This is a genomic window from Streptomyces eurocidicus, from assembly GCF_002891295.1.
GTDB lineage: Bacteria > Actinomycetota > Actinomycetes > Streptomycetales > Streptomycetaceae > Streptomyces > Streptomyces eurocidicus.
In genome coordinates, this window is sequence record NZ_LGUI01000008.1 from 413,441 (window position 1) to 437,160 (window position 23,720).

At 71.8% G+C, this 23,720-nt stretch carries 19 protein-coding genes, 1 tRNA gene and 2 pseudogenes; 11 read left to right on the forward strand and 11 right to left on the reverse strand.

The annotated features are described in order from the left end of the window. Nucleotides 1-20 precede the first annotated feature (20 nt). The 6 genes and pseudogenes from AF335_RS23895 to AF335_RS23920 all read left to right on the forward strand — a co-directional run bounded on the left by AF335_RS23895 (nucleotide 21) and on the right by AF335_RS23920 (nucleotide 7,471). A complete protein-coding gene (locus AF335_RS23895) occupies nucleotides 21-1,913 on the forward strand; it encodes an outer membrane protein assembly factor BamB family protein (protein WP_146045610.1) in 1,893 nt (630 codons plus the stop codon). Between the two features lie 289 nt (nucleotides 1,914-2,202). After that, the gene (locus AF335_RS23900; RefSeq protein WP_102920472.1) at nucleotides 2,203-2,913 is read left to right on the forward strand and encodes a response regulator transcription factor; all 711 of its coding nucleotides are present in this window, start codon (nucleotides 2,203-2,205) and stop codon (nucleotides 2,911-2,913) included. A gap of 200 nt (nucleotides 2,914-3,113) precedes the next feature. Further along, nucleotides 3,114-4,163, forward strand: coding sequence for a galactose-1-phosphate uridylyltransferase (galT, locus tag AF335_RS23905; protein ID WP_102920473.1), 1,050 nt, complete (start codon nucleotides 3,114-3,116; stop codon nucleotides 4,161-4,163). Then, the gene (gene galE / locus AF335_RS23910; protein ID WP_102920474.1) at nucleotides 4,160-5,140 is read left to right on the forward strand and encodes a UDP-glucose 4-epimerase GalE; all 981 of its coding nucleotides are present in this window, start codon (nucleotides 4,160-4,162) and stop codon (nucleotides 5,138-5,140) included. The genes galT and galE overlap by 4 nt, the downstream gene beginning before the upstream one ends. Further along, a pseudogene (gene galK / locus AF335_RS23915) lies at nucleotides 5,137-6,326 on the forward strand (galactokinase). Before galE ends, galK begins: the two are co-directional and overlap by 4 nt. A gap of 368 nt (nucleotides 6,327-6,694) precedes the next feature. Then, on the forward strand, nucleotides 6,695-7,471 hold the full coding sequence (locus tag AF335_RS23920) for a response regulator transcription factor (protein WP_102920475.1): 777 nt from the start codon (nucleotides 6,695-6,697) through the stop codon (nucleotides 7,469-7,471). Here AF335_RS23920 and AF335_RS23925 read toward each other — a convergent pair. Then, nucleotides 7,430-7,927 (reverse strand): MarR family winged helix-turn-helix transcriptional regulator, encoded by a 498-nt coding sequence (locus AF335_RS23925; RefSeq protein WP_102920476.1) that lies wholly within the window; start codon nucleotides 7,925-7,927, stop codon nucleotides 7,430-7,432. The two genes, AF335_RS23920 and AF335_RS23925, sit on opposite strands and share 42 nt — an antisense overlap. A gap of 142 nt (nucleotides 7,928-8,069) precedes the next feature. Here AF335_RS23925 and AF335_RS23930 point away from each other — a divergent pair, with 142 nt between their 5' ends. Then, complete coding sequence (locus AF335_RS23930) at nucleotides 8,070-8,882, forward strand: trans-aconitate 2-methyltransferase (RefSeq protein WP_102920477.1); 813 nt, start codon at nucleotides 8,070-8,072, stop codon at nucleotides 8,880-8,882. Nucleotides 8,883-8,953: 71 nt separating this feature from the next. Here the strand turns inward: AF335_RS23930 and AF335_RS23935 are convergent, their stop codons facing one another. Both AF335_RS23935 and AF335_RS23940 read right to left on the reverse strand, forming a co-directional pair. Next, entirely contained in the window at nucleotides 8,954-9,646 is a 693-nt protein-coding gene (locus tag AF335_RS23935) for a TetR/AcrR family transcriptional regulator (RefSeq protein WP_184743493.1), read from the reverse strand. A 39-nt stretch (nucleotides 9,647-9,685) separates the two neighbouring features. Beyond that, a complete protein-coding gene (locus AF335_RS23940) occupies nucleotides 9,686-10,648 on the reverse strand; it encodes an acyl-CoA desaturase (RefSeq protein WP_102920478.1) in 963 nt (320 codons plus the stop codon). 213 nt (nucleotides 10,649-10,861) lie between these two features. Here AF335_RS23940 and ppc point away from each other — a divergent pair, with 213 nt between their 5' ends. Then, entirely contained in the window at nucleotides 10,862-13,615 is a 2,754-nt protein-coding gene (ppc, locus tag AF335_RS23945; RefSeq protein ID WP_102920521.1) for a phosphoenolpyruvate carboxylase, read from the forward strand. Nucleotides 13,616-13,738: 123 nt separating this feature from the next. On the opposite strand, the gene pth is transcribed toward ppc, so the two are convergent. The 6 genes from pth to AF335_RS23975 all read right to left on the reverse strand — a co-directional run bounded on the left by pth (nucleotide 13,739) and on the right by AF335_RS23975 (nucleotide 18,609). Next, nucleotides 13,739-14,329 (reverse strand): aminoacyl-tRNA hydrolase, encoded by a 591-nt coding sequence (gene pth, locus AF335_RS23950; RefSeq protein WP_102920522.1) that lies wholly within the window; start codon nucleotides 14,327-14,329, stop codon nucleotides 13,739-13,741. An 87-nt stretch (nucleotides 14,330-14,416) separates the two neighbouring features. Then, nucleotides 14,417-14,989, reverse strand: coding sequence for a 50S ribosomal protein L25/general stress protein Ctc (locus AF335_RS23955; protein WP_102920479.1), 573 nt, complete (start codon nucleotides 14,987-14,989; stop codon nucleotides 14,417-14,419). 195 nt (nucleotides 14,990-15,184) lie between these two features. Continuing rightward, the gene (locus tag AF335_RS23960) at nucleotides 15,185-16,162 is read right to left on the reverse strand and encodes a ribose-phosphate diphosphokinase (RefSeq protein ID WP_087927776.1); all 978 of its coding nucleotides are present in this window, start codon (nucleotides 16,160-16,162) and stop codon (nucleotides 15,185-15,187) included. Nucleotides 16,163-16,235: 73 nt separating this feature from the next. Continuing rightward, nucleotides 16,236-17,714 carry a bifunctional UDP-N-acetylglucosamine diphosphorylase/glucosamine-1-phosphate N-acetyltransferase GlmU gene (gene glmU / locus AF335_RS23965; RefSeq protein ID WP_102920480.1) on the reverse strand — a complete coding sequence of 493 codons (1,479 nt, stop codon included), beginning with the start codon at nucleotides 17,712-17,714 and terminating at the stop codon, nucleotides 16,236-16,238. Between the two features lie 115 nt (nucleotides 17,715-17,829). Beyond that, nucleotides 17,830-17,901: transfer RNA gene (locus AF335_RS23970), tRNA-Gln, on the reverse strand. A gap of 27 nt (nucleotides 17,902-17,928) precedes the next feature. Then, complete coding sequence (locus AF335_RS23975; RefSeq protein ID WP_102920481.1) at nucleotides 17,929-18,609, reverse strand: hypothetical protein; 681 nt, start codon at nucleotides 18,607-18,609, stop codon at nucleotides 17,929-17,931. 155 nt (nucleotides 18,610-18,764) lie between these two features. Here AF335_RS23975 and AF335_RS23980 point away from each other — a divergent pair, with 155 nt between their 5' ends. After that, entirely contained in the window at nucleotides 18,765-20,129 is a 1,365-nt protein-coding gene (locus AF335_RS23980; RefSeq protein ID WP_102920482.1) for a sensor histidine kinase, read from the forward strand. 255 nt (nucleotides 20,130-20,384) lie between these two features. Here AF335_RS23980 and AF335_RS23985 read toward each other — a convergent pair whose 3' ends face one another. Both AF335_RS23985 and AF335_RS23990 read right to left on the reverse strand, forming a co-directional pair. Next, a complete protein-coding gene (locus AF335_RS23985; protein WP_102920483.1) occupies nucleotides 20,385-20,900 on the reverse strand; it encodes an SUKH-3 domain-containing protein in 516 nt (171 codons plus the stop codon). A gap of 5 nt (nucleotides 20,901-20,905) precedes the next feature. Then, nucleotides 20,906-21,436 (reverse strand): YwqJ-related putative deaminase, encoded by a 531-nt coding sequence (locus AF335_RS23990; RefSeq protein WP_102920484.1) that lies wholly within the window; start codon nucleotides 21,434-21,436, stop codon nucleotides 20,906-20,908. A gap of 376 nt (nucleotides 21,437-21,812) precedes the next feature. On the opposite strand from AF335_RS23990, the gene AF335_RS23995 reads away from it, so the two are divergent. Further along, nucleotides 21,813-22,790: an SMI1/KNR4 family protein gene (locus AF335_RS23995; RefSeq protein ID WP_102920485.1), complete on the forward strand. Its 978-nt coding sequence runs from the start codon at nucleotides 21,813-21,815 to the stop codon at nucleotides 22,788-22,790. 7 nt (nucleotides 22,791-22,797) lie between these two features. Continuing rightward, nucleotides 22,798-23,385 (forward strand): annotated as a pseudogene (locus AF335_RS35915) (SUKH-4 family immunity protein); the annotation flags it as partial. Nucleotides 23,386-23,720: the final 335 nt, after the last annotated feature.

Below are 23,720 nucleotides of genomic sequence, written 5' to 3' on the forward strand. Positions count from 1 at the left end.
CCGCGTGAAGAGGAAAGCTGATGTCACAGCCGCCCCAGCCGCCCAACCAGCCGCCGGGGGTTCCGCCGGCGCAGCCGGGCGGAGGCTTCGGCGCGCCGAACCCCTCGTACGGCTACCCGCCCCAGCAGCCGACACAGGCGGCGCCCCAGGTGCCGGCGCAGCCGTCCCAGGTGCCCCCGCCGCCGCCGGGCGCCCCGCAGACGCCGCCCCCGCCCCCGGGCACTCCCCGGACGCCGCCCCCGCCGGGCGCACCGCCGCAGGCACCGCCCGCGGCCCCGGGCGGCTACGGCTACCCGGGCCAGGCCCCGCAGCCCGGCTACGGCTACCCCGGCCAGGCACCCCAGCCCGGCGGCTACGGCTACCCGGGCGGCCCCGGACAGCCCGGCCAGGGCTTCGGCGCGCCCACGCAGCCGCAGTTCGGCGCCTACCCCCAGCAGCCCGGCCCCTACGGCGCCCCCGGCACCCCCGGCTCCGGCGGCGCCGCCAAGAAGCGCATGGCGGTCATCGTCAGCGCCGCGGTGGCGCTCGTCCTCGTCATCGGCGGCGGCGTCTGGTACGCCGTTTCGGGTGACGGCAAGGACGACCAGGCCAAGGGCGGCGCCGGCACCAGCCAGGGCACCGGCGGCAAGCAGGGCAACGGCGAGCAGGGCGGCGACAAGGGCGAGAAGCCCAAGGCCGTCGACGGCAAGCTGCTCTTCGAGGTCGAGCAGGAGAAGGTCGACGACCTCGTCAGCGCCAAGGGCCTGTGGGCCGGCGACCAGGCCGTCGCCAAGGCCGACGTCTACAAGATCGTCGGCTATGGCCTGAGCGGCGGCAAGAAGTGGGAGCTCCCGCTCGACGGCGCCGTCTGCTGGGCCAGCCAGAAGCCGACCGACGACGGCAAGGCCGTCGTCCTCGTCAGCGACGGCAAGCCCAGCGAGGAGAAGAAGTACGGAGGCCCCTGCACGCAGGTCATCGCCTTCGACGTGAACAAGGGCACCAAGCTCTGGCAGAAGTCCGCCAAGTCCGGTGACCGGGACGTCACCTTCGACGAGGTCACCATCGGCGGCGGCACCGTCGCGGCCGGTGGCACCAGCGGCGGCGCCGCCTGGAGCCTCGACGGCCAGGAGCTGTGGAAGCCCAAGGAGGACAGCTCCAACTGCAAGGACGCCGGTTACGCCGGCGGCAGCAAGCTCGTCGCCGTCCGCCGCTGCGGCGACTACGAGCGCCCGCAGGTCTCCGTGCAGACGCTCGACCCCAAGTCCGGCGCGGTCAAGTCCACCTTCAAGGTGCCGTCCGGGCTGAACTACCCGCACATCGCCTCCACCGACCCGCTCGTCGTCGCGGTCTCCGCGGGCGACACCACGGGCAACGGCGCCTCGGACTTCTTCGTCGTCGACGACAGCGGCAAGGACGGCACGCTCCGCAGCAAGATCTCCACGGGCAACGGCAAGTACGAGCCGAAGTGCCCGTCCACCGAGGTCGAGGGCTGCACCAAGATGTCCGTCACCAAGGACACGCTGTACCTGCCGACCGAGGAGCACGCCTCCGGCGACAGCAGCAAGCCCGGCCGCGTCAACGAGATCGTCGCCTTCGACCTGGCCACCGGCCAGACCAAGGGCAAGACGGACGGCACCGCCGGCACCGACATGATCCCGTTCGGCGTCGACAAGGACGGCTACCCGCTGGCCTACCGGATCGCGAACTTCCGGTGGGGCGGGCAGGTGTTGCGCATCGACCCCAAGACGTACAAGGCCGACGTCCTCCTGAAGAACGCCGACGAAACGGCACGCGCCGAGAGCGAGCTCTCGCCCGACTACCAGCAGGGCGTCTACGCCCAGGGCCGGCTCTTCCTGGGCACGAACTACATCCGTAAGGTCACCGTCGCCGGTCTGGGCAAGCAGTACACGCTCCAGATCTACGGTGGGAGCTGACGCCCGAGGTTGACGCGCGGGTCTCCGGGCCCGCGCGCCGCGTTGACGCGGTTGCCGTTTCCGACCGGTTGCCGCACGATGCGGCACCATGAAAGTCCGTATCCCTGCCCGCCACGCCTTCGTGCCTGAACGATCCGTTTCAGTCTCGAAGTACACGTGATTGGCAGGGATTTCGGCATTCCGGGGGACTTCTCACCGGTAAGGGGCGCGCGACGTCGAACAAGCGTGTAGCTTCCGGGGGCAAGAGGGGCCGAGGAGAGACGTACGCGGGCGACAGGGGGCAAGCGCAATGGGCGTGCGGCTCATGGTGGTCGACGACCACCGTCTGCTGGCCGAGGCGCTCGCCTCGGCGTTGAAGCTGCGCGGGCACCGCGTGCTGGCCGCCGCCGCGCCGAGCGCGGGCGCGGCCGACCTGGTGGTGAGCCGCGCACCCGAAGTGTGCCTGCTGGGCACCGCCACCCCCGCCGAGCCGGGGGCCTTCGACCCGGTCGTCCGGATCAAGCGGGAACGGCCGCAGGTCGCCGTCGTGGTCCTCGGCCCGGTGCCGAGCCCGCTCGGCATCGCCGCGGCCTTCGCCGCCGGCGCCTCCGGCTACGTCCGCCACAACGAGCGCATCGAAGGCGTCGAGCGCGCCATGATGAAGGCCCGCGCGGGCGAGGCCGCCGTCGACCCCCAGCTGCTCCAAGGGGCCTTCACGGAGCTCCTCAACCCCGCCGCCCAGCCGGACGACGAGGGCGCCCGGCTGCTCCAGCTGCTGACACCGCGCGAGGTCGAGGTGCTGGTGCGGGTCGCGGAGGGGGAGGACACGAGGCTGATCGCGGCAGGCATGGGAATAGCGCCCAGCACGGCGCGGACGCATGTGCAGCGGGTCCTGATGAAGCTGGGCGTCGGGTCCCGCCTGGAAGCGGCGGCGCTGGCGGCCCGGACGGGCCTGCTGGACCGCGCGGCGGCGGGCGCCCCGCCGAGAGGCCCTGCGGGCCTGGGCGACCTCCGAGGCTGAGGGCGCCCTGCGGGCGGCGTTTTCCCCAGCCCCGCCCCTTCCCGTAACCGGGGGCTTCGCCCCCAGGCCCCCTTTCCGCGCTGACGCGCGGTGTCCTCAATCGCCGGACGGGCTGATTTTCAGCCCGTCCGGCGCTTGAGGACCGGGGTCCGGGGCGGAGCCCCGGTTCGGGAAGGGGCGGGGCTGGGGAAGAGCCCCCCGTGAAGAAGACGGCGATCACCCTCGCGGACGGCCGCACCCTCCGCTACTACGACCTCCGCGACGACACCCCGCACGACACCCTCGACCCCCGCCCCCTCCGCCCCGACCCCGGCACCCCCGAGATCCGCCACGACCCCTTACTCGGCGACGACGTCGTCATCGCCGCCCACCGCCAGACCCGCACCCACCACCCGCCCTCCGACGCCTGCCCCCTGTGCCCCACCCGCCCCGGCGCCGCCCCCACCGAGATCCCGGCCCCCGGCTACGACGTCGTCGTCCTCGACAACCGCTTCCCCTCCCTCACCGGCGACCTCGGCCACTGCGAGGTCGTCTGCTTCACCCCCGACCACGACGCCTCGTTCGCCGACCTCGGCCCCGAGCACGCGGCCCTCGTCCTCGCCGCCTGGACGGACCGCACCGCGGAGCTCTCCGCGCTCCCCACCGTCGAGCAGGTCTTCTGCTTCGAGAACCGCGGCGAGGAGATCGGCGTCACCCTCGGCCACCCGCACGGCCAGATCTACGCCTACCCCTTCGTCACCCCGCGCACCACGCGCGTCCTCGCCAACGCCGCCACCCACCACCGGCGCACCGGCGGCCGGAACCTCTTCGACGACACCCTCGCCGCCGAGCTCGCCGACGGCCGCCGCACGGTCCTCGACGGCACGCACTGGACCGCCCACGTCCCCTACGCCGCCCGCTGGCCCTACGAGGTCCACCTGTACCCCCGGCGGCGCGTCCCCGACCTGACCGCCCTCGACGACGCGGCCCGCGCGGAGCTCCCCGGGATCCAGCTGGAGCTGCTGCGCCGCTTCGACCGGATCTTCGGTCCCGGGCAGCCGCCCACCCCGTACATCTCCGCCTGGCACCAGGCGCCCGCCCGGCACCCCCTCAAGGGTGAATTCGCCCTGCATCTGGAGCTCTTCACCGTCCGCAGGGCTCCCGGCAAGCTGAAGTTCCTCGCCGGTTCCGAATCCGGCATGAGTGTGTTCATCAACGATGTGCCGCCCGAGGCCGCGGCCCGGCGACTGCGAGAGGTAGCGAGCGCGTGAATCAGCGAACGAGCGGCAGCACTTACCTGGTCACGGGCGGAGCGGGCTACGTCGGCAGCGTCGTCGCGGCGCACCTGCTGGCCGCCGGGCACTCCGTCACCGTCCTCGACGACCTCTCCACCGGCCACCGCGCGGCCGTCCCCGACGGCGTCCGCTTTATCGAGGGCCGCGTCCAGGACGCGGGCCGCTGGCTGGACAGCTCGTACGACGCCGTCCTGCACTTCGCGGCCTTCTCGCAGGTCGGCCAGTCCGTCGCCGACCCCGAGCCGTACTGGCGCAACAACGTCGGCGGGACCGCCGAGCTCCTCGCCGCCATGCGCGACGCCGACGTCCGCACCCTCGTCTTCTCCTCCACCGCCGCCGTCTACGGCGAACCCGGCACCGTCCCGATCACCGAGGACGCCCCCACCCGCCCCACCAACCCCTACGGCGCCACCAAGCTCGCCGTCGACCACATGATCGAGGGCGAGTGCGCGGCCCACGGCCTGGCCGCCGTGTCCCTGCGCTACTTCAACGTCGCCGGGGCGTACGGGCGGTACGGCGAGCGGCACGCCCCCGAGACCCATCTGATCCCGCTCGTCCTCCAGGTCGCCCTGGGCGGGCGCGCGGCCATCTCCGTCCACGGCGACGACTACCCCACCCCCGACGGGACCTGCGTGCGCGACTACATCCACGTCGCCGACCTCGCCGAGGCCCACCTGCGCGCCCTGTCCGCCGCCCGCGACGGCGAGCACCTCGTCTGCAACCTGGGCAACGGCAACGGCTTCTCCGTGCACGAGGTCGTCGAGGCCGCCCGCAAGGTCACCGGCCACCCGATCCCGCAGCTCGCCGCCGAGCGCAGGCCCGGCGACCCCGCCGTCCTCGTCGCCTCCGCCGAGCGCGCCGCGGAGACCCTCGGCTGGCGCCCCGCCCGCCCCGACCTGGCCGGGATCATCGCCGACGCCTGGGAGTTCGCCCGCCGGACGGCCGTCGAATGACCGCCGGCGACCCGGCCGCGGCCGACGCCGCCTCGGCCGCCTTCGAGCGGGCCTTCGGCCACGCCCCGGAAGGCGTCTGGGCGGCGCCCGGCCGCGTCAACCTGATCGGCGAGTACACCGACGTCAACGAGGGGCTCGTACTGCCCTTCGCGCTGCCGCACACGGTCCGGGCGGCCGCCGCGCCGCGCGCCGACGGGCGGCTGCGCCTGCACCTGGGCGACGGCCCGGCGGCCCTCCGGGCGGAGCTCCCGGCGGCGGACCTGGCGCCCGGCCGCGTCCCGGCTGGGCCGGCTACCCGGCGGGCGTCCTCTGGGCGCTGCGGGCGGCCGGCCACCCCGCCCCGGGCGCGGACGTCCACCTGGACGGCGACGTCCCGCGCGGGGCCGGGCTGTCGTACTCCGCGGCCGTGGAGTGCGCCGTCGCCCTCGCGCTCGACGGCGTGGGCGGGCTGGGGCTGTCCCGGCCGGAGATCGCCGCGCTCTGCCGCCGCGCGGAGAACGAGTTCGTCGGCGTCCCCTGCGGGATCATGGACCAGACCGCCTCCGCCCGCTGCGTCGCGGGCCACGCGCTGTACCTCGACACCCGCGACCTCGGCCACCGGCACGTCCCCCTGGACCCGGCCGCCGCCGGGCTGTCCCTGCTGGTGGTGGACACCCGGGTACGGCACGCCCTCGCGGACGGCGCGTACGCGGCCCGGTGCGCCGGTTGCGAGGAAGGGGCTCGCGCGCTGGGCGTGCGCTCTCTGCGGGACATCCCTTCCGAGGGGCTGGAATCGGCCCTCGGCAGGGTGCCGGATCCGGCCGTACGAGCGTTGGTGCGCCATGTCGTCACCGAGAACGACCGGGTGCGGCAGGTTGTCGATCATCTGGAGGCCGGTCGTGTCATCGCCGTCGGACCGGTGCTCACGGCCGGGCACGCCTCGCTCCGCGACGACTTCGCGGTCTCCTGCCCGGAGCTGGATCTGGCCGTCGCAGTCGCGAACGGAGCGGGCGCGCTGGGCGCCCGGATGACCGGGGGCGGCTTCGGCGGTTCGGCCGTGGTGCTGGTGGAATCCGGGTCCGAGGCGGCCGTCGCCGAGGCCGTCACCGGGGCGTTCGTGGCGGCCGGGCACCGCGTGCCACGAGTGTTTCCGGCCGTGGCGGGGGAGGGCGCCCGGCGGCTCCGGTGGCCCCCGGACGGGCCCTGAGGGGCCCCGGCCGGGCGCCGGCCCGCTCAGGGGCGGGCTCCGGCCGGGCGGGCCGGACCGCTCATGGTCGGCTCATGGCCGACATTGCGTCGTTCCATGTCGTTCACTGCCCCAATACTGAACATAAAGCTCACCATCAACAGGCGGGTCAAGCAGTTTTGCCAATCGGCTTCCGGCGCCGGACCCCGGCCGTACGCTGATGCACAGCGCCGGTGGGGGCCGACGCTGATCAGGGGGCGAGACAGTCAGGTACGACGCCCGGGGCGGGGCGGTTCTGTCAGGGCACGGCGGCGGCCGTGCGCGCTTGGCGGCCCCGCGACCGGGCGCCGTACCCGTACTGGCCGTTCTCCCGGGATATGGGGGTGGCTGTGGCACGTATTCGGGTACTGGTGGTCGACGATCACCGCATCTTCGCCGAGTCGCTCGCCGCCGCCCTTGCGGCCGAGCCGGATGTGGACGTCTCGGCGGCCGGCAGCGGGCCGGCGGCGCTGCGCGCGCTGGAGCGGGCGGCGAGCGAGGGACGGCGTTTCGACGTGCTCCTGGTGGACGCCGATCTGGGCACGGTGGCTCCGGACGTGGTGCCGGGGCAGCTCCGCGGGCACGAGGCCCCGGGGCAGGGCGAGGGGGTCGTCGACGGCATCTCGCTGGTGGCGGGGGTCCGCAGCGGCCAGCCCGCCGTGCGGACGGTGGTCCTCGCCGAGCGCGACGACCCCAGACGGGCCGCGGCGGCGCTCCAGGCGGGCGCGGGCGGCTGGGTGGCCAAGGACTGCTCGCTCTCCAGGCTGCTCGCCGTCATCCGCGGCGTCCTGCGGGACGAGACGCATCTGCCGCCCGCGCTGCTCACGGGCGTGCTGCGGGAGCTCACCGCGGCCCGTAAGCACCGCACCGAGAGCGAGCGGCTGGTGGAGTCGCTGACCCCGCGCGAGCGGGAGGTGCTGCGCTGCATGGTGGCCGGGCTGGGCCGCAAGGCCGTCGCCGAGCGGCTCTATCTCTCCCCGCACACCGTCCGCACCCATATGCAGAACGTCCTGGGCAAGCTCGGGGTGCACTCCACGCTCGCGGCGGTGGCCCTGGCCCGGCGGGCCGGGGTGGGACCGGTGGACCTAGCCGGGAATGTTGTCGAACGGGGCGGTCAACTGGCGTAGCAGACCGGCCAGTTCGCTGCGCTGGGTGCGGGAGAGCTCGCCCAGGATCGCACGCTCCTGCGCGAGCAGCCCGGCCAGCGCCTCGTCCGCCTGGTCCCGGCCCTCGGCGGTCAGCCGCACCAGCACGCCCCGCCGGTCGGTGGGGTCGGGCAGCCGCTCCACGAGGCCCTTCTTGGCGAGCCGGTCAATGCGGTTGGTCATGGTGCCCGAGGTGACCAGGGTCTGGGTGAGCAGCTGCCCGGGGGAGAGCTGATAGGGCGCCCCGGCCCGGCGCAGCGACGTCAGGACGTCGAACTCCCAGGGCTCCAGCTGGTGCTCGGCGAAGGCGAGCCGCCGGGCCCGGTCGAGGTGGCGGGCGAGTCTGCTGACACGGCTGAGCACCTCGAGTGGTTCCACATCGAGGTCCGGGCGCTCGCGACGCCATGCTGCGACAAGCCGATCGACCTCGTCCTCCATGGCGATCAGTGTAGAGGGTCTGTCGACATGAAGTCTCTTGACGTCAAGAGTTTTGTGGGGTCATGCTGGAACGGAAGCGTGCGGAATGCTCCCTTCCGGAGTGCTCGGTACGCCCCGCCCTTCCGCGAGGAGGCCCGTCACCATGCGCACCGCCGCCACCTGGGACCCCCGGCAGTACCTCCGCCACTCCGGCCACCGCGCCCGCCCCTTCCACGACCTGCTCGCCCGGATCCCCGACCCGCCCGCCCGCTCCGGCGGGCCCCGCGTCGCCGACCTCGGCTGCGGCCCCGGCAATGCCACCGTGCTCCTCGCCGTACGCTGGCCCACCGCGCACATCACGGGCCTCGACAGCTCGCCCGAGATGCTCGCCGAGGCCGCCGCGCACGCCGGACCCGTACCGGGCGGCGGCCGGATCGACTTCGCCCGCGCCGACCTCACCGACTGGGCGCCCGCCGAACCCCTCGACCTGATCGTCTCCAGCGCCACCCTGCAATGGGTGCCGGACCACGCCGCGTCCTTCCCGGCCTGGACGGCCGCCCTCACCCCCGGCGGCAGCCTCGCCTTCACCGTCCCCGGGAACTTCCGGGCCCCCAGCCATGCCCTGCTGCGGGAGCTGTGCGAGAGCGAGCGCTGGCGGGAGCGGCTCGGCGGCCGCCACGGGACCGGGCACGTCCTCGAACCGGCCGGCTACCTCGACCGGCTCATGGCGCTCGGCCTCACGGTCGACGCCTGGGAGACCACCTACAGCCATCTGCTCACCGGCCCGGATCCCGTCCTCGACTGGACCAAGGGGACGGCCCTCAGGCCGGTCCTGACCGCCCTGGCCGGCGACCCGGCGGCGACGGAGGAGTTCCTGGCGGCGTACGGGGCGATGCTCCGCGAGGCGTACCCACCGGGGCCGCACGGCACCGTCCTGCCCTTCCGGAGGGTCTTCGTGGTGGCGCGGCGGCGATGACCCGCGGGGCGGCGGCCGGGCCTCCCGGAGGCCGGGGCAGCGCGGGGCCGGGCCGGGGGTCAGGCCGGGGGTCAGGAACGCCGGTGGCCCACCAGCCGCGGCTTCGGCTCCAGGCCGTCCAGCCCGTGCCACGCCAGGTTCACCAGATGGGCCGCGACCTCCGCCTTCTTCGGCTTGCGGACGTCCAGCCACCACTGCCCCGTCAGCGCCACCATCCCCACCAGCGCCTGGGCGTACAGCGGGGCGAGCTTCGGATCGAAGCCGCGGGCCTTGAACTCCAGGCCCAGGATGTCCTCGACCTGCGTCGCGATATCGCTGATCAGCGATGCGAAGGTGCCCGTCGACTGGGCCACCGGGGAATCCCGGACCAGGATCCGGAAGCCGTCCGTATACGACTCGATGTAATCCAGCAGGGCGAAGGCCGCCTGCTCCAGCAGCTCCCTCGGGTGCCCCGCCGTCAGCGCGCCCGTCACCAGGTCCAGCAGCTGACGCATCTCGCGGTCGACCACCACCGCGTACAGCCCCTCCTTGCCGCCGAAGTGTTCGTACACCACCGGCTTGGAGACCCCGGCCTTCGCCGCGATCTCCTCCACCGACGTGCCCTCGAATCCCTTCTCGGCGAAGAGTGTGCGACCGATGTCCAGCAGCTGCTCACGGCGCTCCGCGCCGGTCATCCGCACCCTCCGGGTGCGGCGCGGCCCCGAATCCGAGGCCCGGTTCTTGTTACTGGTGGTATTGCTATCGATCGCCACGCTGTCAATCATGCCTCCCCCAGCCACCGCCGGGGGCACCCCCGAGCGGCATCACCGCTTCCGCCTGGAGTCGACGCGGCCCGCATCCGGCCACCGCACGTCATGGGCCCAGCCGGCCTTCTCGAACCACCGGATGATCCGGGCGCTGGAATCCAGCTGCCCCTTGAGCACACCGTGCCGCGCCGAGGTCGGGTCCGCGTGGTGCAGGTTGTGCCAGGACTCACCGCAGGACAGCACCGCGAGCCACCAGACGTTGCCCGACCGGTCACGGGACTTGAACGGCCGCTTGCCCACCGCGTGGCAGATGGAGTTGATCGACCACGTCACATGGTGCAGCAGGGCCACCCGCACCAGTGAACCCCAGAAGAACGCCGTCACCGCACCCTGCCAGGACCAGGTGGCCAGGCCGCCCACCAGCGGCGGGATCAGCAGCGACACCGCCGTCCACAGCACGAACTGGCGCGACACCCGGCGAATGTCCGGATCCTTGATCAGGTCCGGCGCGTACTTCTGCTGCGGGGTCTGCTCCTCGTCGAACATCCATCCGACATGGGCCCACCAGAGGCCCTTCAGCAGCGCCGGCACCGTCTCGCCGTAACGCCACGGCGAATGCGGATCGCCCTCCGCGTCCGAGAACCGGTGATGCCTGCGGTGATCCGCCACCCAGCGCACCAGCGGCCCCTCCACCGCCATCGACCCCATGATCGCCAGCGCGACCCGCAACGGCCGCTTCGCCTTGAACGAACCATGAGTGAAATAACGGTGGAAACCGATCGTGATGCCGTGGCAGCCGATGTAATACATCGCCACCATCAGCCCGAGATCGAGCCAGCTCACCCCCCAGCCCCAGGCCAGCGGCACCGCCGCCAGCAGCGCGACGAACGGGACGGTGATGAACAGCAGAAGCGCGATCTGCTCCACGGACCGCTTGCTGTCGCCACCCAGGGTGGCGGACGGCAGCGGGGTGTCCTGGGCCTTCGGCGCGTCTTCGATCACGTCGGGGCTTGCAGTCATGAGATCCCTCAGGGGGCTCGGGGCATGGCTACGGGTCCGTAACCTACGGCCTCGTAAGTATGGCAGGGAGGCGCCCCGGAACAAGAGGGCTGTGGACGACCGCGCGTCGGACGGCGACCTATGCTGGTGCACGCCGGACAGCGCGGTCCGCAACCCCTCCAGACGTGCTCAGAAACTCTGCAAGGAGCCGCACCTGTGAGCAGTGCCGACCACATCAGCCCCGCCGCCGACGAAACCCGGCACAGCGCGGACGAAGCACAGCGCAGCGCCGCCCTGCGCGCCGACATCCGCCGCCTCGGCGACCTGCTCGGCGAGACCCTGGTCCGCCAGGAGGGCGAGGAGCTCCTCGCCCTCGTCGAGCGCGTCCGCGCCCTCACCCGCACCGACGGCGAGGCCGCCGCCCGCCTCCTCGGCGAGACCGACCCCGACACGGCCGCCAAGCTGGTCCGGGCCTTCTCCACCTACTTCCACCTCGCCAACGTCACCGAGCAGGTGCACCGCGGCCGCGAGCTGCGCGCCAAGCGCGACGCCGAGGGCTCGATCCTCGCCCGCACCGCCGACCAGCTCAAGGACGCCGACGCCGACCACCTCCGGCAGACCGTCGAGAACCTCAATGTGCGCCCCGTCTTCACCGCGCACCCCACCGAGGCCGCCCGCCGCAGCGTCCTCAACAAGCTCCGCCGCATCGCCGAGCTCCTCGACACCCCCGCCACCGGCGGCGGCGAGAAGCGCCGCACCGACCTCCGCCTCGCCGAGAACATCGACCTGCTCTGGCAGACCGACGAACTGCGCGTCGCCCGCCCCGAGCCCACCGACGAGGCCCGCAACGCCATCTACTACCTCGACGAACTGCACGCCAACGCCGTCGGCGACGTCCTGGAGGACCTCGCCGCCGAGCTCGACCGCGTAGGCGTCACCCTCCCCGCCACCACCCGCCCGCTGACCTTCGGCACCTGGATCGGCGGCGACCGCGACGGCAACCCCAACGTCACCCCCCAGGTCACCTGGGACGTCCTGATCCTCCAGCACGAACACGGCATCACGGACGCCCTCGAACTCGTCGACCTCCTCCGCAGCGCCCTCTCCAACTCCATCCGCAACAGCGGCGCCACCGAGGAACTCCTCACCTCCCTCCAGCACGACCTGGAACTCCTCCCCGAGATCAGCCCCCGGTACAAGCGCCTCAACGCCGAGGAGCCCTACCGCCTCAAGGCCACCTGCGTCCGCCAGAAGCTCGTCAACACCCGCGAACGCCTCGCCCGCAACACCCCCCACGAGCCCGGCCGCGACTACCTCGGCACCGCCGACCTCCTCGCCGACCTCCAGCTCGTCCAGGACTCGCTGCGCGCCCACCGCGGCGCCCTCATCGCCGACGGCCGCCTGGAACGCGCCCTGCGCACCCTCGCCGCCTTCGGCCTGCACCTCGCCACCATGGACGTCCGCGAACACGCCGACGCCCACCACCACGCCCTCGGCCAGCTCTTCGACCGCCTCGGCGAGGAGTCCTGGCGCTACGCCGACATGCCCCGCGACTACCGCCGCAAGCTCCTCGCCAAGGAACTCCGCTCGCGCCGGCCGCTGGCCCCCAAGCCCGCCCCCCTGGACGCCGACGGCGCCAAGACCCTCGGCGTCTTCGACACCGTCCGCGAGGCCCTCGCCCGCTTCGGCCCCGAAGTCGTCGAGTCCTACATCATCTCCATGTGCCAGGGCGCCGACGACGTCTTCGCCGCCGCGGTCCTCGCCCGCGAAGCCGGCCTCGTCGACCTCCACGCCGGCTGGGCCAAGATCGGCATCGTCCCCCTCCTGGAGACCACCGACGAGCTCAAGGAAGCCGACCGCCTCCTCGACGACATGCTCGCCGACCCCTCCTACCGCCGCCTCGTCGCCCTCCGCGGCGACGTCCAGGAGGTCATGCTCGGCTACTCCGACTCCTCCAAGTTCGGCGGCATCACCACCAGCCAGTGGGAGATCCACCGCGCCCAGCGCCGGCTGCGCGACGTCGCCCACCGCTACGGCGTCCGCCTGCGCCTCTTCCACGGCCGCGGCGGCACCGTCGGCCGCGGCGGCGGCCCCACCCACGACGCGATCCTCGCCCAGCCCTGGGGCACCCTCGAAGGCGAGATCAAGGTGACCGAGCAGGGCGAGGTCATCTCCGACAAGTACCTCATCCCCGCCCTCGCCCGGGAAAACCTGGAACTGACGGTGGCCGCCACCCTCCAGGCATCCGCCCTGCACACCTCACCCCGGCAGTCCGACGAAGCCCTCGCCCGCTGGGACGCGGCGATGGACACCGTCTCCGACGCCGCCCACGACGCCTACCGCCGCCTCGTCGAGGACCCCGACCTCCCCGCCTACTTCTTCGCCGCCACCCCCGTCGACCAGCTCGCCGAGCTCCACCTCGGCTCCCGGCCCTCCCGCCGCCCCGACTCCGGCGCCGGCCTCGACGGCCTCCGCGCCATCCCGTGGGTCTTCGGCTGGACCCAGTCCCGCCAGATCGTCCCCGGCTGGTTCGGCGTCGGCTCCGGCCTCAAGGCGGCCCGCGAAGCCGGCCTCGACACCGTCCTGGAGGAGATGCACGAGCACTGGCACTTCTTCCAGAACTTCCTCTCCAACGTCGAGATGACCCTCGCCAAGACCGACCTGCGCATCGCACAGCACTACGTCGACACACTGGTCCCCGACGAGCTCAAGCACGTCTTCGACGCCATCAAGGCCGAGCACGAGCTGACCGTCCAGGAAGTCCTGCGCATCACCGGCGAGGCCGAACTCCTCGACGCCAGCCCCGTCCTGCGCCAGACCTTCCACATCCGCGACGCCTACCTGGACCCGATCTCGTACCTCCAGGTGACGCTCCTCCACCGGCAGCGGCAGGCCGCCGAGCGCGGCGAAGCGGCCGACCCGCTGCTCGCCCGGGCACTCCTGCTCACCGTGAACGGCGTGGCCGCCGGCCTGCGCAACACCGGCTGACGCCGCGGGTCCAGGTGCCCGCCGTGCCGGCGAGCGCCCTGCGGGCGCGTCCTCAAACGCCGGACGGGCTGGAAAACCAGCCCGTCCGGCGTTCTCAGGACCGGGGCCCGGCGGAACCTTGACCTACGAGTTGTACGTCCCCTGCGCCCGCTCCAGACCGTCCACGATCAGCGTCTCCACCGCGTCCGCGGCCCGGTCGACCTCGAACGCCAGCTCCTTGCGCTCCGTCGACGAGAAGTCCTTCAGCACGAAATCCGCGACCTGCATCCGGCCCGGCGGCCGCCCGATCCCGAACCGCACCCGGCAGTAGTCCGGCCCCATGGCCTTGGTGATCGACTTCAGCCCGTTGTGACCGTTGTCGCCCCCACCCAGCTTCAGCCGCAGCTGACCGAAATCAATGTCCAGCTCATCATGGACGGCGACGATCCGCTCCACCGGCACCTTGTAGAAGTCCCGCAGCGCGGCCGTCGGCCCACCCGACAGATTCATGAACGACGCCGGCTTCGCCACCACGACCCGCCGGCTCGACGGCCCCGGCGCACCCAGCCGGCCCTCGACCACCTGGGCCCGCGCCTTGTGCGCCTTGAACTTCGCACCCAGCCGCTCCGCCAGGAGGTCGGCGACCATGAAGCCCACGTTGTGGCGGTTGCCCGCGTACTCGGGCCCGGGGTTGCCCAGGCCCACGATCAGCCAGGGGCTGGAGTCGTCCGTCATCTGCATATCTCCTTCATAACCCAACCGCCGCCCCGCTCCGGTGGAGCGGGACGGCGGTCGCAAAGAAAAAGCCGGGGAGGGCGAGGATCAGCCCTCGGTGCCCTCGGCGGTCTCCTCGGCGGCCTGACCGGCGACGACGTGCAGGACGACGGCGTCGGCGTCGACGGCCAGGGTGGCACCGGCCGGCAGGGTGATGTCCTTGGCCAGGACGGAGGCGCCGGCCTCCAGGCCCGCGATGCTCACGACGACGGCCTCGGGGATGTGGGTGGCCTCGGCCTCGACCGGCAGGGTGTTCAGGACGTGCTCGAGCAGGTTGCCACCCGGGGCCAGGTCGCCCTCGGTCTGGACCGGGATCTCGACGGTGACCTTCTCGCCGCGCTTGACGACCAGCAGGTCGACGTGGACCAGGAAGCCCTTGAGCGCGTCACGCTGGATCGCCTTGGGGATGACCAGCTCGTCGCGGCCCTCGATGTCCAGGGAGAGCAGGACGTTCGGGGTCTTGAGCGCCATCATCAGCTCGTGGCCCGGCAGGGTGATGTGGACCGGCTCGGAGCCGTGGCCGTAGACGACGGCGGGAACCTGGCCGGCGACACGGGCGCGGCGGGCGAAGCCCTTGCCGAACTCGGTGCGGGACTGCGCGGGAATCTTGATCTCGGACATAAGCACTCCTCGTAAGCGAAAAGATCTGACGGCCGTCACCCGGCCCACGACAGACCTGCTACGAAGAGCGCGTCGATAACGGACCGCCGCACACCAGTGCGGCCTCCCTCGCCGAGCAACTCGATGAGTGTACCCGGCGGGGAGGCCGCCCAGAAATCGATCAGAAGACGATCGGATGTGATGAGGGGAGAGCTGTTACGCCTGCTCCTCGAAGAGGCTCGTAACCGAACCCTCCTCGAACACCTCACGCACCGCACGCGCGATCGTCGGCGCGATCGACAGCACCGTGATCTTGTCCAGCTCCAGCTCACCCGGGGTCGGCAGGGTGTTGGTGAACACGAACTCGCTCACCTTGGAGTTCTTCAGACGGTCCGCGGCCGGACCCGAGAGCACACCGTGCGTGGCCGTCACGATGACGTCCTCGGCGCCATTCGCGAACAGCGCGTCCGCGGCGGCACAGATGGTGCCACCAGTGTCGATCATGTCATCGACCAGAACGCAGACGCGGCCCTTCACATCACCGACGACCTCGTGCACCGTCACCTGGTTGGCGACATCCTTGTCACGGCGCTTGTGGACGATCGCCAGCGGCGCGCCCAGACGGTCGCACCAGCGGTCGGCGACGCGCACACGGCCGGCGTCCGGCGAGACGACCGTCAGCTTGTCACGGTCGACCTTCGCACCCACGTAGTCCGCGAGGATCGGCAGGGCGAACAGGTGGTCGACCGGGCCGTCGAAGAAGCCCTGAATCTGGTCCGTGTGCAGGTCGACCGTGAGAATCCGGTCCGCACCCGCGGTCTTGAACAGATCCGCGACCAGACGGGCCGAGATCGGCTCACGACCACGGTGCTTCTTGTCCTGACGGGCGTAACCGTAGAACGGCACGACCACGGTGATGGAGCGGGCCGACGCGCGCTTCAGCGCGTCGATCATGATCAGCTGCTCCATGACCCACTTGTTGATGGGAGCCGTGTGGCTCTGCATCAGGAAGCAGTCGGCACCGCGCGCCGACTCCTGGAAGCGGACGTAGATCTCACCGTTGGCGAAGTCGAATGCCTTGGTCGGGACCAGGCCGACGCCCAGCTGGTGCGCGACCTCCTCGGCAAGCTCGGGGTGGGCGCGGCCGGAGAAGAGCATCAGCTTCTTCTCGCTGGTCGTCTTGATCCCGGTCACAGCACAGTCTCCTTGGATGTCGCTTTGTGTGCGCTTATCACGGTACGCCCCGCACGGCGCCCCCGTGTCACGGTCACTGCCCGCCGTCGGTCTCCTGGGTCCCGGGACGAGCGTCTCGTTCAGCAGCGGAAGCGGCCTGTGCGGCTGCGCTCCCGGGGCGCTTACGTGCAACCCAGCCCTCGATATTCCGCTGCTGCCCACGTGCGACAGCCAGCGAACCCGGGGGCACATCCTTGGTGATGACCGAGCCGGCGGCCGTGTAGGCGCCGTCCCCGATCGTGACCGGAGCCACAAACATATTGTCCGAACCGGTCCGGCAGTGCGAGCCGATCGTCGTGTGGTGCTTGTTCACACCGTCGTAGTTCACGAAGACGCTCGCGGCGCCGATGTTCGTGAACTCACCGATCGTGGCGTCGCCCACGTAGGAGAGATGCGGCACCTTGGTGCCCTCGCCGATCACGGCGTTCTTCATCTCGACGTACGCACCGGCCTTGGACTTCGCCCCGAGCCGGGTACCGGGCCGCAGATAGGCGTACGGGCCGACGTTCGCACCCTCGCCGATCACGGCACCGTCCGCGACGGTGTTGTCCACGACCGCGCCCCGGCCGACCGTCGTGTCCTTCAGCCGGCTGTTCGGACCCACCTCGGCGTCCTGCGCCAGGTGGGTGGCGCCCAGCAGCTGGGTGCCCGGGTGGACCAGCACGTCCTGCTCGAAGGTCACCGTCACATCGACGAAGGTGGAGGCCGGGTCGACGACCGTCACACCGCTCATCATCGCCGTGTGCAGCAGCCGCTCGTTGAGCAGCCGGCGCGCCTCGGCGAGCTGGACGCGGTTGTTGATGCCCAGGATCTCCCGGTGGTCCCCGGCCACGGCCGCGCCCACCCGGTGACCGGCCTCGCGCAGGATGCCCAGGACATCGGTCAGGTACTCCTCGCCCTGGCTGTTGTCCGTACGGACCTTGCCGAGCGCGTCGACCAGCAGCCGGGCGTCGAACGCGAACACACCGGAGTTGATCTCACGGATGGCGCGCTGCGCGTCGGTGGCGTCCTTGTGCTCGACGATCGCCGTCACGGCGCCGGTCGCCTCATCGCGCACGATGCGTCCGTAGCCGGTGGAGTCCGGGACCTCGGCGGTGAGCACGGTGACGGCGTTGCCGTCGGCGGCGTGCGCGTCGCTGAGCTTCCGCAGGGTCTCGCCGGTCAGCAGCGGGGTGTCGCCGCAGACGACGACGACGGTGCCGTCGAGGACGATCCCGCTGTCGCCGAGCGCCTCCAGGCCCATGCGCACCGCGTGGCCGGTGCCGTTCTGCTCGTACTGCACGGCGGTGCGGACCTCGGGGTCGGTCTCCGCCAGATGCGCGACGACCTTCTCGCGGGCGTGCCCGACGATCACCACGAGGTGCTCGGGGTCCAGCTCGCGGGAGGCGGCGACGACATGTCCGACGAGAGAGCGGCCGCAGATGGCGTGCAGGACCTTGGGGGTCGCCGACTTCATGCGGGTGCCCTCACCCGCTGCGAGGACGACGACGGCTGCCGGGCGGTTGGCGCTCACGGGTGTGCCCTTCGGCTTCGGGTGGTGGACATCCGAAGGATACCGGTGCGTTTACACGCCGAAACGCGGGCGGGTCCTGACCTGGGGGTCAGGACCCGGGGATTCGAACCTTGAGCTCCCCCGCCAGGACTTGAACCCGGACAGATGGCACCAAAAGCCACAGTGCTGCCAATTACACCACGGGGGATGATATCGGCCTAAACCGGACATTCCATCAGGCTGTCGGCCGTGCTGCCAACACTATGCCGTACCACCAGCCCTCGATGCGACGGTATAGGTCGGCGCCGTTCAGGACGCGGACGGCGAGGCAGCCTCGGTACTCCTCCCCGACGTTTTTGCGGACGGTCTTGGGGTTGTGCTTCTTGAGGGTCGTCTTGCTGAGGGCAGCTACGTCTACGCCGACGAGGTTCGCCCAGAACGTCTCCGCTGCCGAGATGTCGGCTGACTCATGGATCATGACGCGGTACTGGAGTTGATCGGGTTTGACTCCGAGCAGACTGAGCCAGGCGAGGTAGACCTGGATCATGCCAGGGTCGCTGTTGACGAAAACGACTCTCTCTTCCTTGCTGTGCGGCTTGGTCTTGCTGCCTTCGGACCAGTACAGCCCGATGCCCACCAGGAACAGTTCCCGATCCGACATCCGGCCGATCTCGTGGGTGGCGTCCCGTTTCGTCTGGTCGCGCTTGATCGCTTGCTCCTGGCGGTGCGGTGCCCACCGCGCCTCCCGCATCAGATGCATTTGCTCCGCCGTCTTCCGCGGCTGCGGGAGATCCCTCACCCACAGTGACACCGAGCTCTTCGCCACCCCCAGCTCCGCCACGATCTCGTTGTACGTCTTTCCTGCCAGTCGTAGCTCTCGGGCGCGGGCCTGGAGCTCTGTCTTCGCTTGGACCATGGCTCCACTCTCGCCGCGCATGGACACATGTGTGGCGAAAACAGAACCGATTCAACAGTTCGAGGGAAAGTGGTGCCTTTCACCCTCAATCGCACGCGTCTCGTGCTGCTGCGCGTACAGGAAAACCGGTGGCGACCGCCCGTAGTCTGGGTGGTATGACCACAACGGGGGCAATCGCGGAAGGCGGCGCGCGGGGCGCGCCCGAGGGGCCGTGGTGGTGGGCGCGGCGGCGGAGTCTGGTGCTGGATGTCGTGCTGGGACTGCTGTCGGCGTTGGAGTGTGCGGCCGAGGGCGTCGGGTTCGCGCATCAGGTAGGGGCGCCCGGGGTGCTGGGGCTGGTGCTGGGGGTGCCCATCGGGGCGTCGCTGGTGCTGCGGAGGCGGTGGCCGATAGCCGTCGTGCTGATCTCGATCGCGATCTCTCCGGCGGAGATGGGGCTGCTGCTGGGGATCGTGGGGCTGTACACGCTGGCGGCGTCCGATGTGCCGCGGCGGCTGACGGTGGTGCTGGCCGGGGCGTCGGTCGTGGGGACGTTCGTCGTGGTGTTCGTCCGGTTCGATCAGGATCTGGCGGACGACGGTTACCGCCCGGGGACGTGGCTGGTGACCTTCTTCGCCGTGCTGATGTCGCTGGGTGTGTCCGCGCCGCCGGTGCTGACCGGGCTCTACGTCGGGGCCCGGCGTCGGCTCGTGGAGAGTCTGCGGGAGCGGGCGGACGGGCTGGAGCGGGAGTTGTCGCTGCTGGCGGACCGGGCCGAGGAGCGGGCCGTCTGGGCGCGGAACGAGGAGCGGACCCGGATCGCGCGGGAGATGCACGACGTGGTGGCGCACCGGGTGTCGCTGATGGTGGTGCACGCGGCGGCGCTGCAGGCGGTGGCGTTGAAGGATCCGGAGAAGGCGTCGAAGAACGCGGGTCTGGTCGGGGACATGGGCCGGCAGGCGCTGACGGAGTTGCGGGAGATGCTGGGCGTGTTGCGGACGTCGTCGGGGGAGTCCTTGGTGGTTCCCGCGGCGGACGCGGGTCCGCAGCGGCTCGCGGAGGTCGCTGCCGCGGCTTCGGCGCGGGTGTCGGTGGCCGGGGTGGTGCCGGCGGGTGACGAGGGCCGGCTCGGTGACGGTCCGTGCCTGGACGGTCTGGAGGATCTGGTCGGGCAGTCGCGTGCGGCGGGCATGGTCGTCGAGCTGTGTGTGGAGGGTGAGGAGCGGTCGTACGGGCCGAGGGTGGAGCGTACGGCGTACCGGGTGGTGCAGGAGGCTCTGACGAATGTGCACAAGCATGCGCCGGGTGCGAAGGCGATAGTCAGGCTGGCGCACCGTGAGGGTGAGGTGGCGCTTCAGGTGGAGAACGGTCCGTCGGAGGGCGGGGCGGCGGATGCCGGGTTGCCGAGTGGTGGCAATGGTCTGGTGGGGATGCGGGAGCGGGTCTCGGCGCTGGGTGGGGTCTTTGTGTCGGGGGCCACGGACGCGGGGGGTTTCCGGGTCTCGGCGGTGATTCCCGGGGGCGGTGGTGTGCGCGCCTGAGGTGTTTGCCTGCGGCGTCCGGGGGGTGCGTGGTGGCGCGAGCGGGTGTGATGTGGCGCGCCGGGGCGGCCGGGATGTGGTGCGGGCGTGGGGTGGTGCGCGGGTTGTTCAACGACGTGGCGGGCGGTTCGGTTCGGACGTATCGGGCGCCTTGGTGATTCGACCTGTTTTCGCCCTGGTTTTGGCTGGTTCTCGTCCCTGTGGGGCGTCCTTGTGGGTGGCTGCGGCGGGGGTGTGCCCGGAGGGTCGCGGGTGTCAGGCGCTCTGTGCGCGCGGTCCTGCCGAGAGGCGTGAGGGGCGGGTGCCGGTGACGAGGGCGCCGATGGCGCGGTCGATGTCCGAGCCGAGGTACCAGTCGCCGGTGTGGTCGAGGCTGTAGACGCGTCCGTGGGCGTCGATCGTGAGCAGTGCCTGGCCGTCGGCTTCCTGGCCGAGCGGGCAGACGTCGGCGCCGAGGGCGCGGCCCAGGTCGGCGACGGTGCGGGCGAGGTGCAGCCCGTGCAGGGGGTCGATCCGGAAGGGTGTGGGGGCGATGTGCCGGCCGGGTCCGGAGGCCGCGATGTGGAGGCCGCCGAACTCGGCCCACGCTTCTACGGCGGCGGGGAAGACGGTGTGCCGGTGGCCTGCCGGGGAGGTGTGGGCGCGTAGTGCGTCGGCCCAGTGTTCGGCGGCCTTGATGTCCCAGCGGCCCGGTTGCCAGCCGGCTTCGCGCAGGGCGGCGTCGACGGCGACGGGGAAGCGGGTGGCGGCGGTGCGGTCGAAGGCGCGCATGCGGGTCAGCCCTTGCCGTGGTTCGGGGCGGCGGGGTCGACGGCCCGGACGCCGAAGTGGGTGAGGAGCGCGGTACAGGAGCGGCAGGGGGGTGCGTAGGCGCCGTGCCGTGGGTCGCCGTCCTCGCGGATGTGGCGGGCGGTGAGCTTGGCGTGTTTGAGGGCGCGCCGGGCCTCGCCGTGGGTGAGGGGTTTGCGGGAGGCGCGTTTGCTGCGGCCGGCTTCGAAGGCCGTGAGGTAGCGGGTGAGGAGGAGGGCCTCGGGGCAGCGGCCGGTGAAGCGTTCGCGGCGGTCGCTGGTGAGGGTGTCGAGGAAGTCCTGGACGAGGGGGTGGAGTGCGGGAGGTTGCTCGGCTTTGCCGCCGGTGCAGGTCAGGGTCTCGCCGCGGACGGAGAGGGCGGCGGCGACGGCGGGCAGGATGCCGTCGCGGCGGTGGAGCAGGGCGGGCGGACGGTCGGCGTCCTCCGTGGCGCTCCAGCTGAGCCGGGGGTCGCCGGGTGAGGTGCCGTCGGTCTGGCGGTCCTGTGTCGTGTGCATGGTGGTTCTTCCCTCCCGTGCAATCCCCCTGTTGCGAGGATCAGCCTGCCAAATGGGGTGGCGGGTGTGGAAGTCAGGTCGGGGTTGGGTGAGTGCCGTGTGGTGTTCATGTGTCGGGTGATCACTGTGGGGCATTGCGTGGTGACCGTGGCATCCCGGGCGTGGCGGGCCCGTGGAGTGCGGCCGCAAACGGGGCGCGGGAGCGCGCGGGCCGCCTTGCGGCACCGCATAGGCTGTGCCGCACCAGGAGTGTTCTCGGCCATGGGGACACCGACCGGCCGGGCCGCCCCGTGGCGCTGCCGGGGTCTGGTGGCCCGCGGCGTCCGCCGCACCTGTCCGGGCCGTCAGGGGACACAGTCAGCAGGGGGCATCCGCCATGACGACAGGTCGGCTCGGGCAGCAGGCCGCGCCACCGAACACGGCCTATGCCGGGCAGGTCGTGCACTTCCCGGACCCGGTGCGGGCCGGCCGCTACCCCAAGGGTGTGCGGGTGGACGACGACGGCTTCCCGGATTTCTCGCCCTACGCGCGGGCCGCGGCGGAGATCGCCGAGCCTCCGGAGGGCTTCGGTGTCGACGAGCTGCGGCTGACCGACTACGTGTCGGCGAACGCGGCCCTGCACGCCGAGGGGCACGAGCTATGGGCGAGCCTGCCGTTGGTCGCGACGCCGCACGGCTGGACGTGGCACCACGTGGCGGGCACCCGTCGGCTGGAGTTGGTCCCGGCCGAGGTGAAGGCGCTGCTGCGGCACCACGGCGGGCTGGCGACGGCCGCCGTCGACCAGGACAAGCGCGGTACCCGGCCGCTCCAGGAGACCCGGCCGGTGCACTTCGCGCTGCCGCACCGGGAGCTGGCGGTGACGGAGGAGCAGGTGCAGGGCGTCGAGGAGGACCTCGGCTACCGGCTGCCGGGCGCCTACCGGGCGTTCCTGAAGGCCGCGGGCGGCTGCGCGCCGGTGGGCGCGGCGCTGGACGCGGAGCTGGGTCTGCTGGTGGACCAGCCGTTCTTCACGGTGCGGGACGAGGCGGCGGTCAATGACCTCGTCTATGTGAACAAGTGTCTGCGCGACCACTTCACCAAGGACTACCTCGGTGTGGCCTTCGTGCAGGGTGGTGTCCTCGCGGTGAAGGTGAAGGGCGAGGCGATCGGTTCGGTGTGGTTCTGCCCGTACGACGATGCCCGGGACCGGGACGGCTGGACGGTGCACGAGCGGGTGGAGCGGCTGTTGCTGCCGTGCGGTGAGGACTTCGACGCGTTTCTGTCGCGGCTGGCCGGTGGGCCGCCGGAGCTGGAGACCGTCGCGAACCTGATGGTCGACGGTGGCTTCGCGTACGCCGTCCCGGTGGAGGGGTGAGCGCGGGATGGTGACGTTCGCGCAGGCGCAGGAGCGCGCGGAGCGGTGGGTCAACGGTGACGTCCCGGCGTACCAGCACCGTGAGGTGCGGGTGCGGGAGTTCGATCTGGGCTTCGTGGTGTGGGCGGAGGACCGGGAGGACGGTCCGACGTCGGACGGCGGCAACGCCCGGCTGGTGATCGCCCGTGACAGCGGGGAGACGACGCTGTGGCCGGGGCTTCCGGTCGGTGAGGTGATCCGGCGGTACGAGGAGGAGTACGGAGTCGTGGAGGAGCCCGCGCCGGTGGCGGACGAACCGCCCAAGCGGCTGGATCTGGAGGCGACGTCGTTCCTGCTGAGTCCGCCTCAGTGGTTGCAGGACGCGGCCGACGCGATCGGGATCCCGGACCGGCGTCCGGGTGCTTCGGGGACGGCGGGGGCCGCTGTGGCTCCCGGGACCCCCGGGACCCCCGGCGCGATGTCCGCCGGGGGGACGGCCGCCCCGGTTCCGGCCCCTTCGCCGGTGCCGTCCGCCGAGGTGCGGGGTGAGGACGCGTCGGCCGGGCCGGGCGGGTCGCTCGATACGCATGGTTCGGCTGGTGTGCACGGGTCGTCCGATACGCATGGTTCGGCCGGTATGCACGGGGCGATGGGTGTGCACGGTTCGTCCAGTACACACGGTTCGTCCAGTACACACGGTTCAGCCGGTACACACGGTTCAGCCGGTACACACGGTTCAGCCGGTACACACGGTTCAGCCGGTACACACGGTTCAGCCGGTACACACGGTTCAGCCGGTACACACGGTTCAGCCGGTACACACGGTTCAGCCGGTACGCACGGATCGGCCGGTGCGCACGGATCGGCCGGTGCGCGCGATTCGGCTGGTACGAACGGTTCAGTCAGTACGCACGGTTCCGGCGGGGCCTCGGCCGGCTTCTCGGGTACGGG

What these genes read in the sequence shown, in the direction of transcription:
- AF335_RS23925 (WP_102920476.1), bottom strand. Translation starts at nt 7,927, where the DNA reads ATGGAGGACGAGGTCGATCGGCTTGTCGCAGCATGGCGTCGCGAGCGC.
- AF335_RS23895 (WP_146045610.1), top strand. Translation starts at nt 21, where the DNA reads ATGTCACAGCCGCCCCAGCCGCCCAACCAGCCGCCGGGGGTTCCGCCG.
- AF335_RS23900 (WP_102920472.1), top strand. Translation starts at nt 2,203, where the DNA reads ATGGGCGTGCGGCTCATGGTGGTCGACGACCACCGTCTGCTGGCCGAG.
- AF335_RS23975 (WP_102920481.1), bottom strand. Translation starts at nt 18,609, where the DNA reads ATGGTCCAAGCGAAGACAGAGCTCCAGGCCCGCGCCCGAGAGCTACGA.
- AF335_RS23985 (WP_102920483.1), bottom strand. Translation starts at nt 20,900, where the DNA reads ATGCGCGCCTTCGACCGCACCGCCGCCACCCGCTTCCCCGTCGCCGTC.
- AF335_RS23990 (WP_102920484.1), bottom strand. Translation starts at nt 21,436, where the DNA reads ATGCACACGACACAGGACCGCCAGACCGACGGCACCTCACCCGGCGAC.
- AF335_RS23930 (WP_102920477.1), top strand. Translation starts at nt 8,070, where the DNA reads ATGCGCACCGCCGCCACCTGGGACCCCCGGCAGTACCTCCGCCACTCC.
- AF335_RS23955 (WP_102920479.1), bottom strand. Translation starts at nt 14,989, where the DNA reads ATGTCCGAGATCAAGATTCCCGCGCAGTCCCGCACCGAGTTCGGCAAG.
- pth (WP_102920522.1), bottom strand. Translation starts at nt 14,329, where the DNA reads ATGACGGACGACTCCAGCCCCTGGCTGATCGTGGGCCTGGGCAACCCC.
- AF335_RS23935 (WP_184743493.1), bottom strand. Translation starts at nt 9,646, where the DNA reads ATGATTGACAGCGTGGCGATCGATAGCAATACCACCAGTAACAAGAAC.
- AF335_RS23940 (WP_102920478.1), bottom strand. Translation starts at nt 10,648, where the DNA reads ATGACTGCAAGCCCCGACGTGATCGAAGACGCGCCGAAGGCCCAGGAC.
- AF335_RS23995 (WP_102920485.1), top strand. Translation starts at nt 21,813, where the DNA reads ATGACGACAGGTCGGCTCGGGCAGCAGGCCGCGCCACCGAACACGGCC.
- AF335_RS23980 (WP_102920482.1), top strand. Translation starts at nt 18,765, where the DNA reads ATGACCACAACGGGGGCAATCGCGGAAGGCGGCGCGCGGGGCGCGCCC.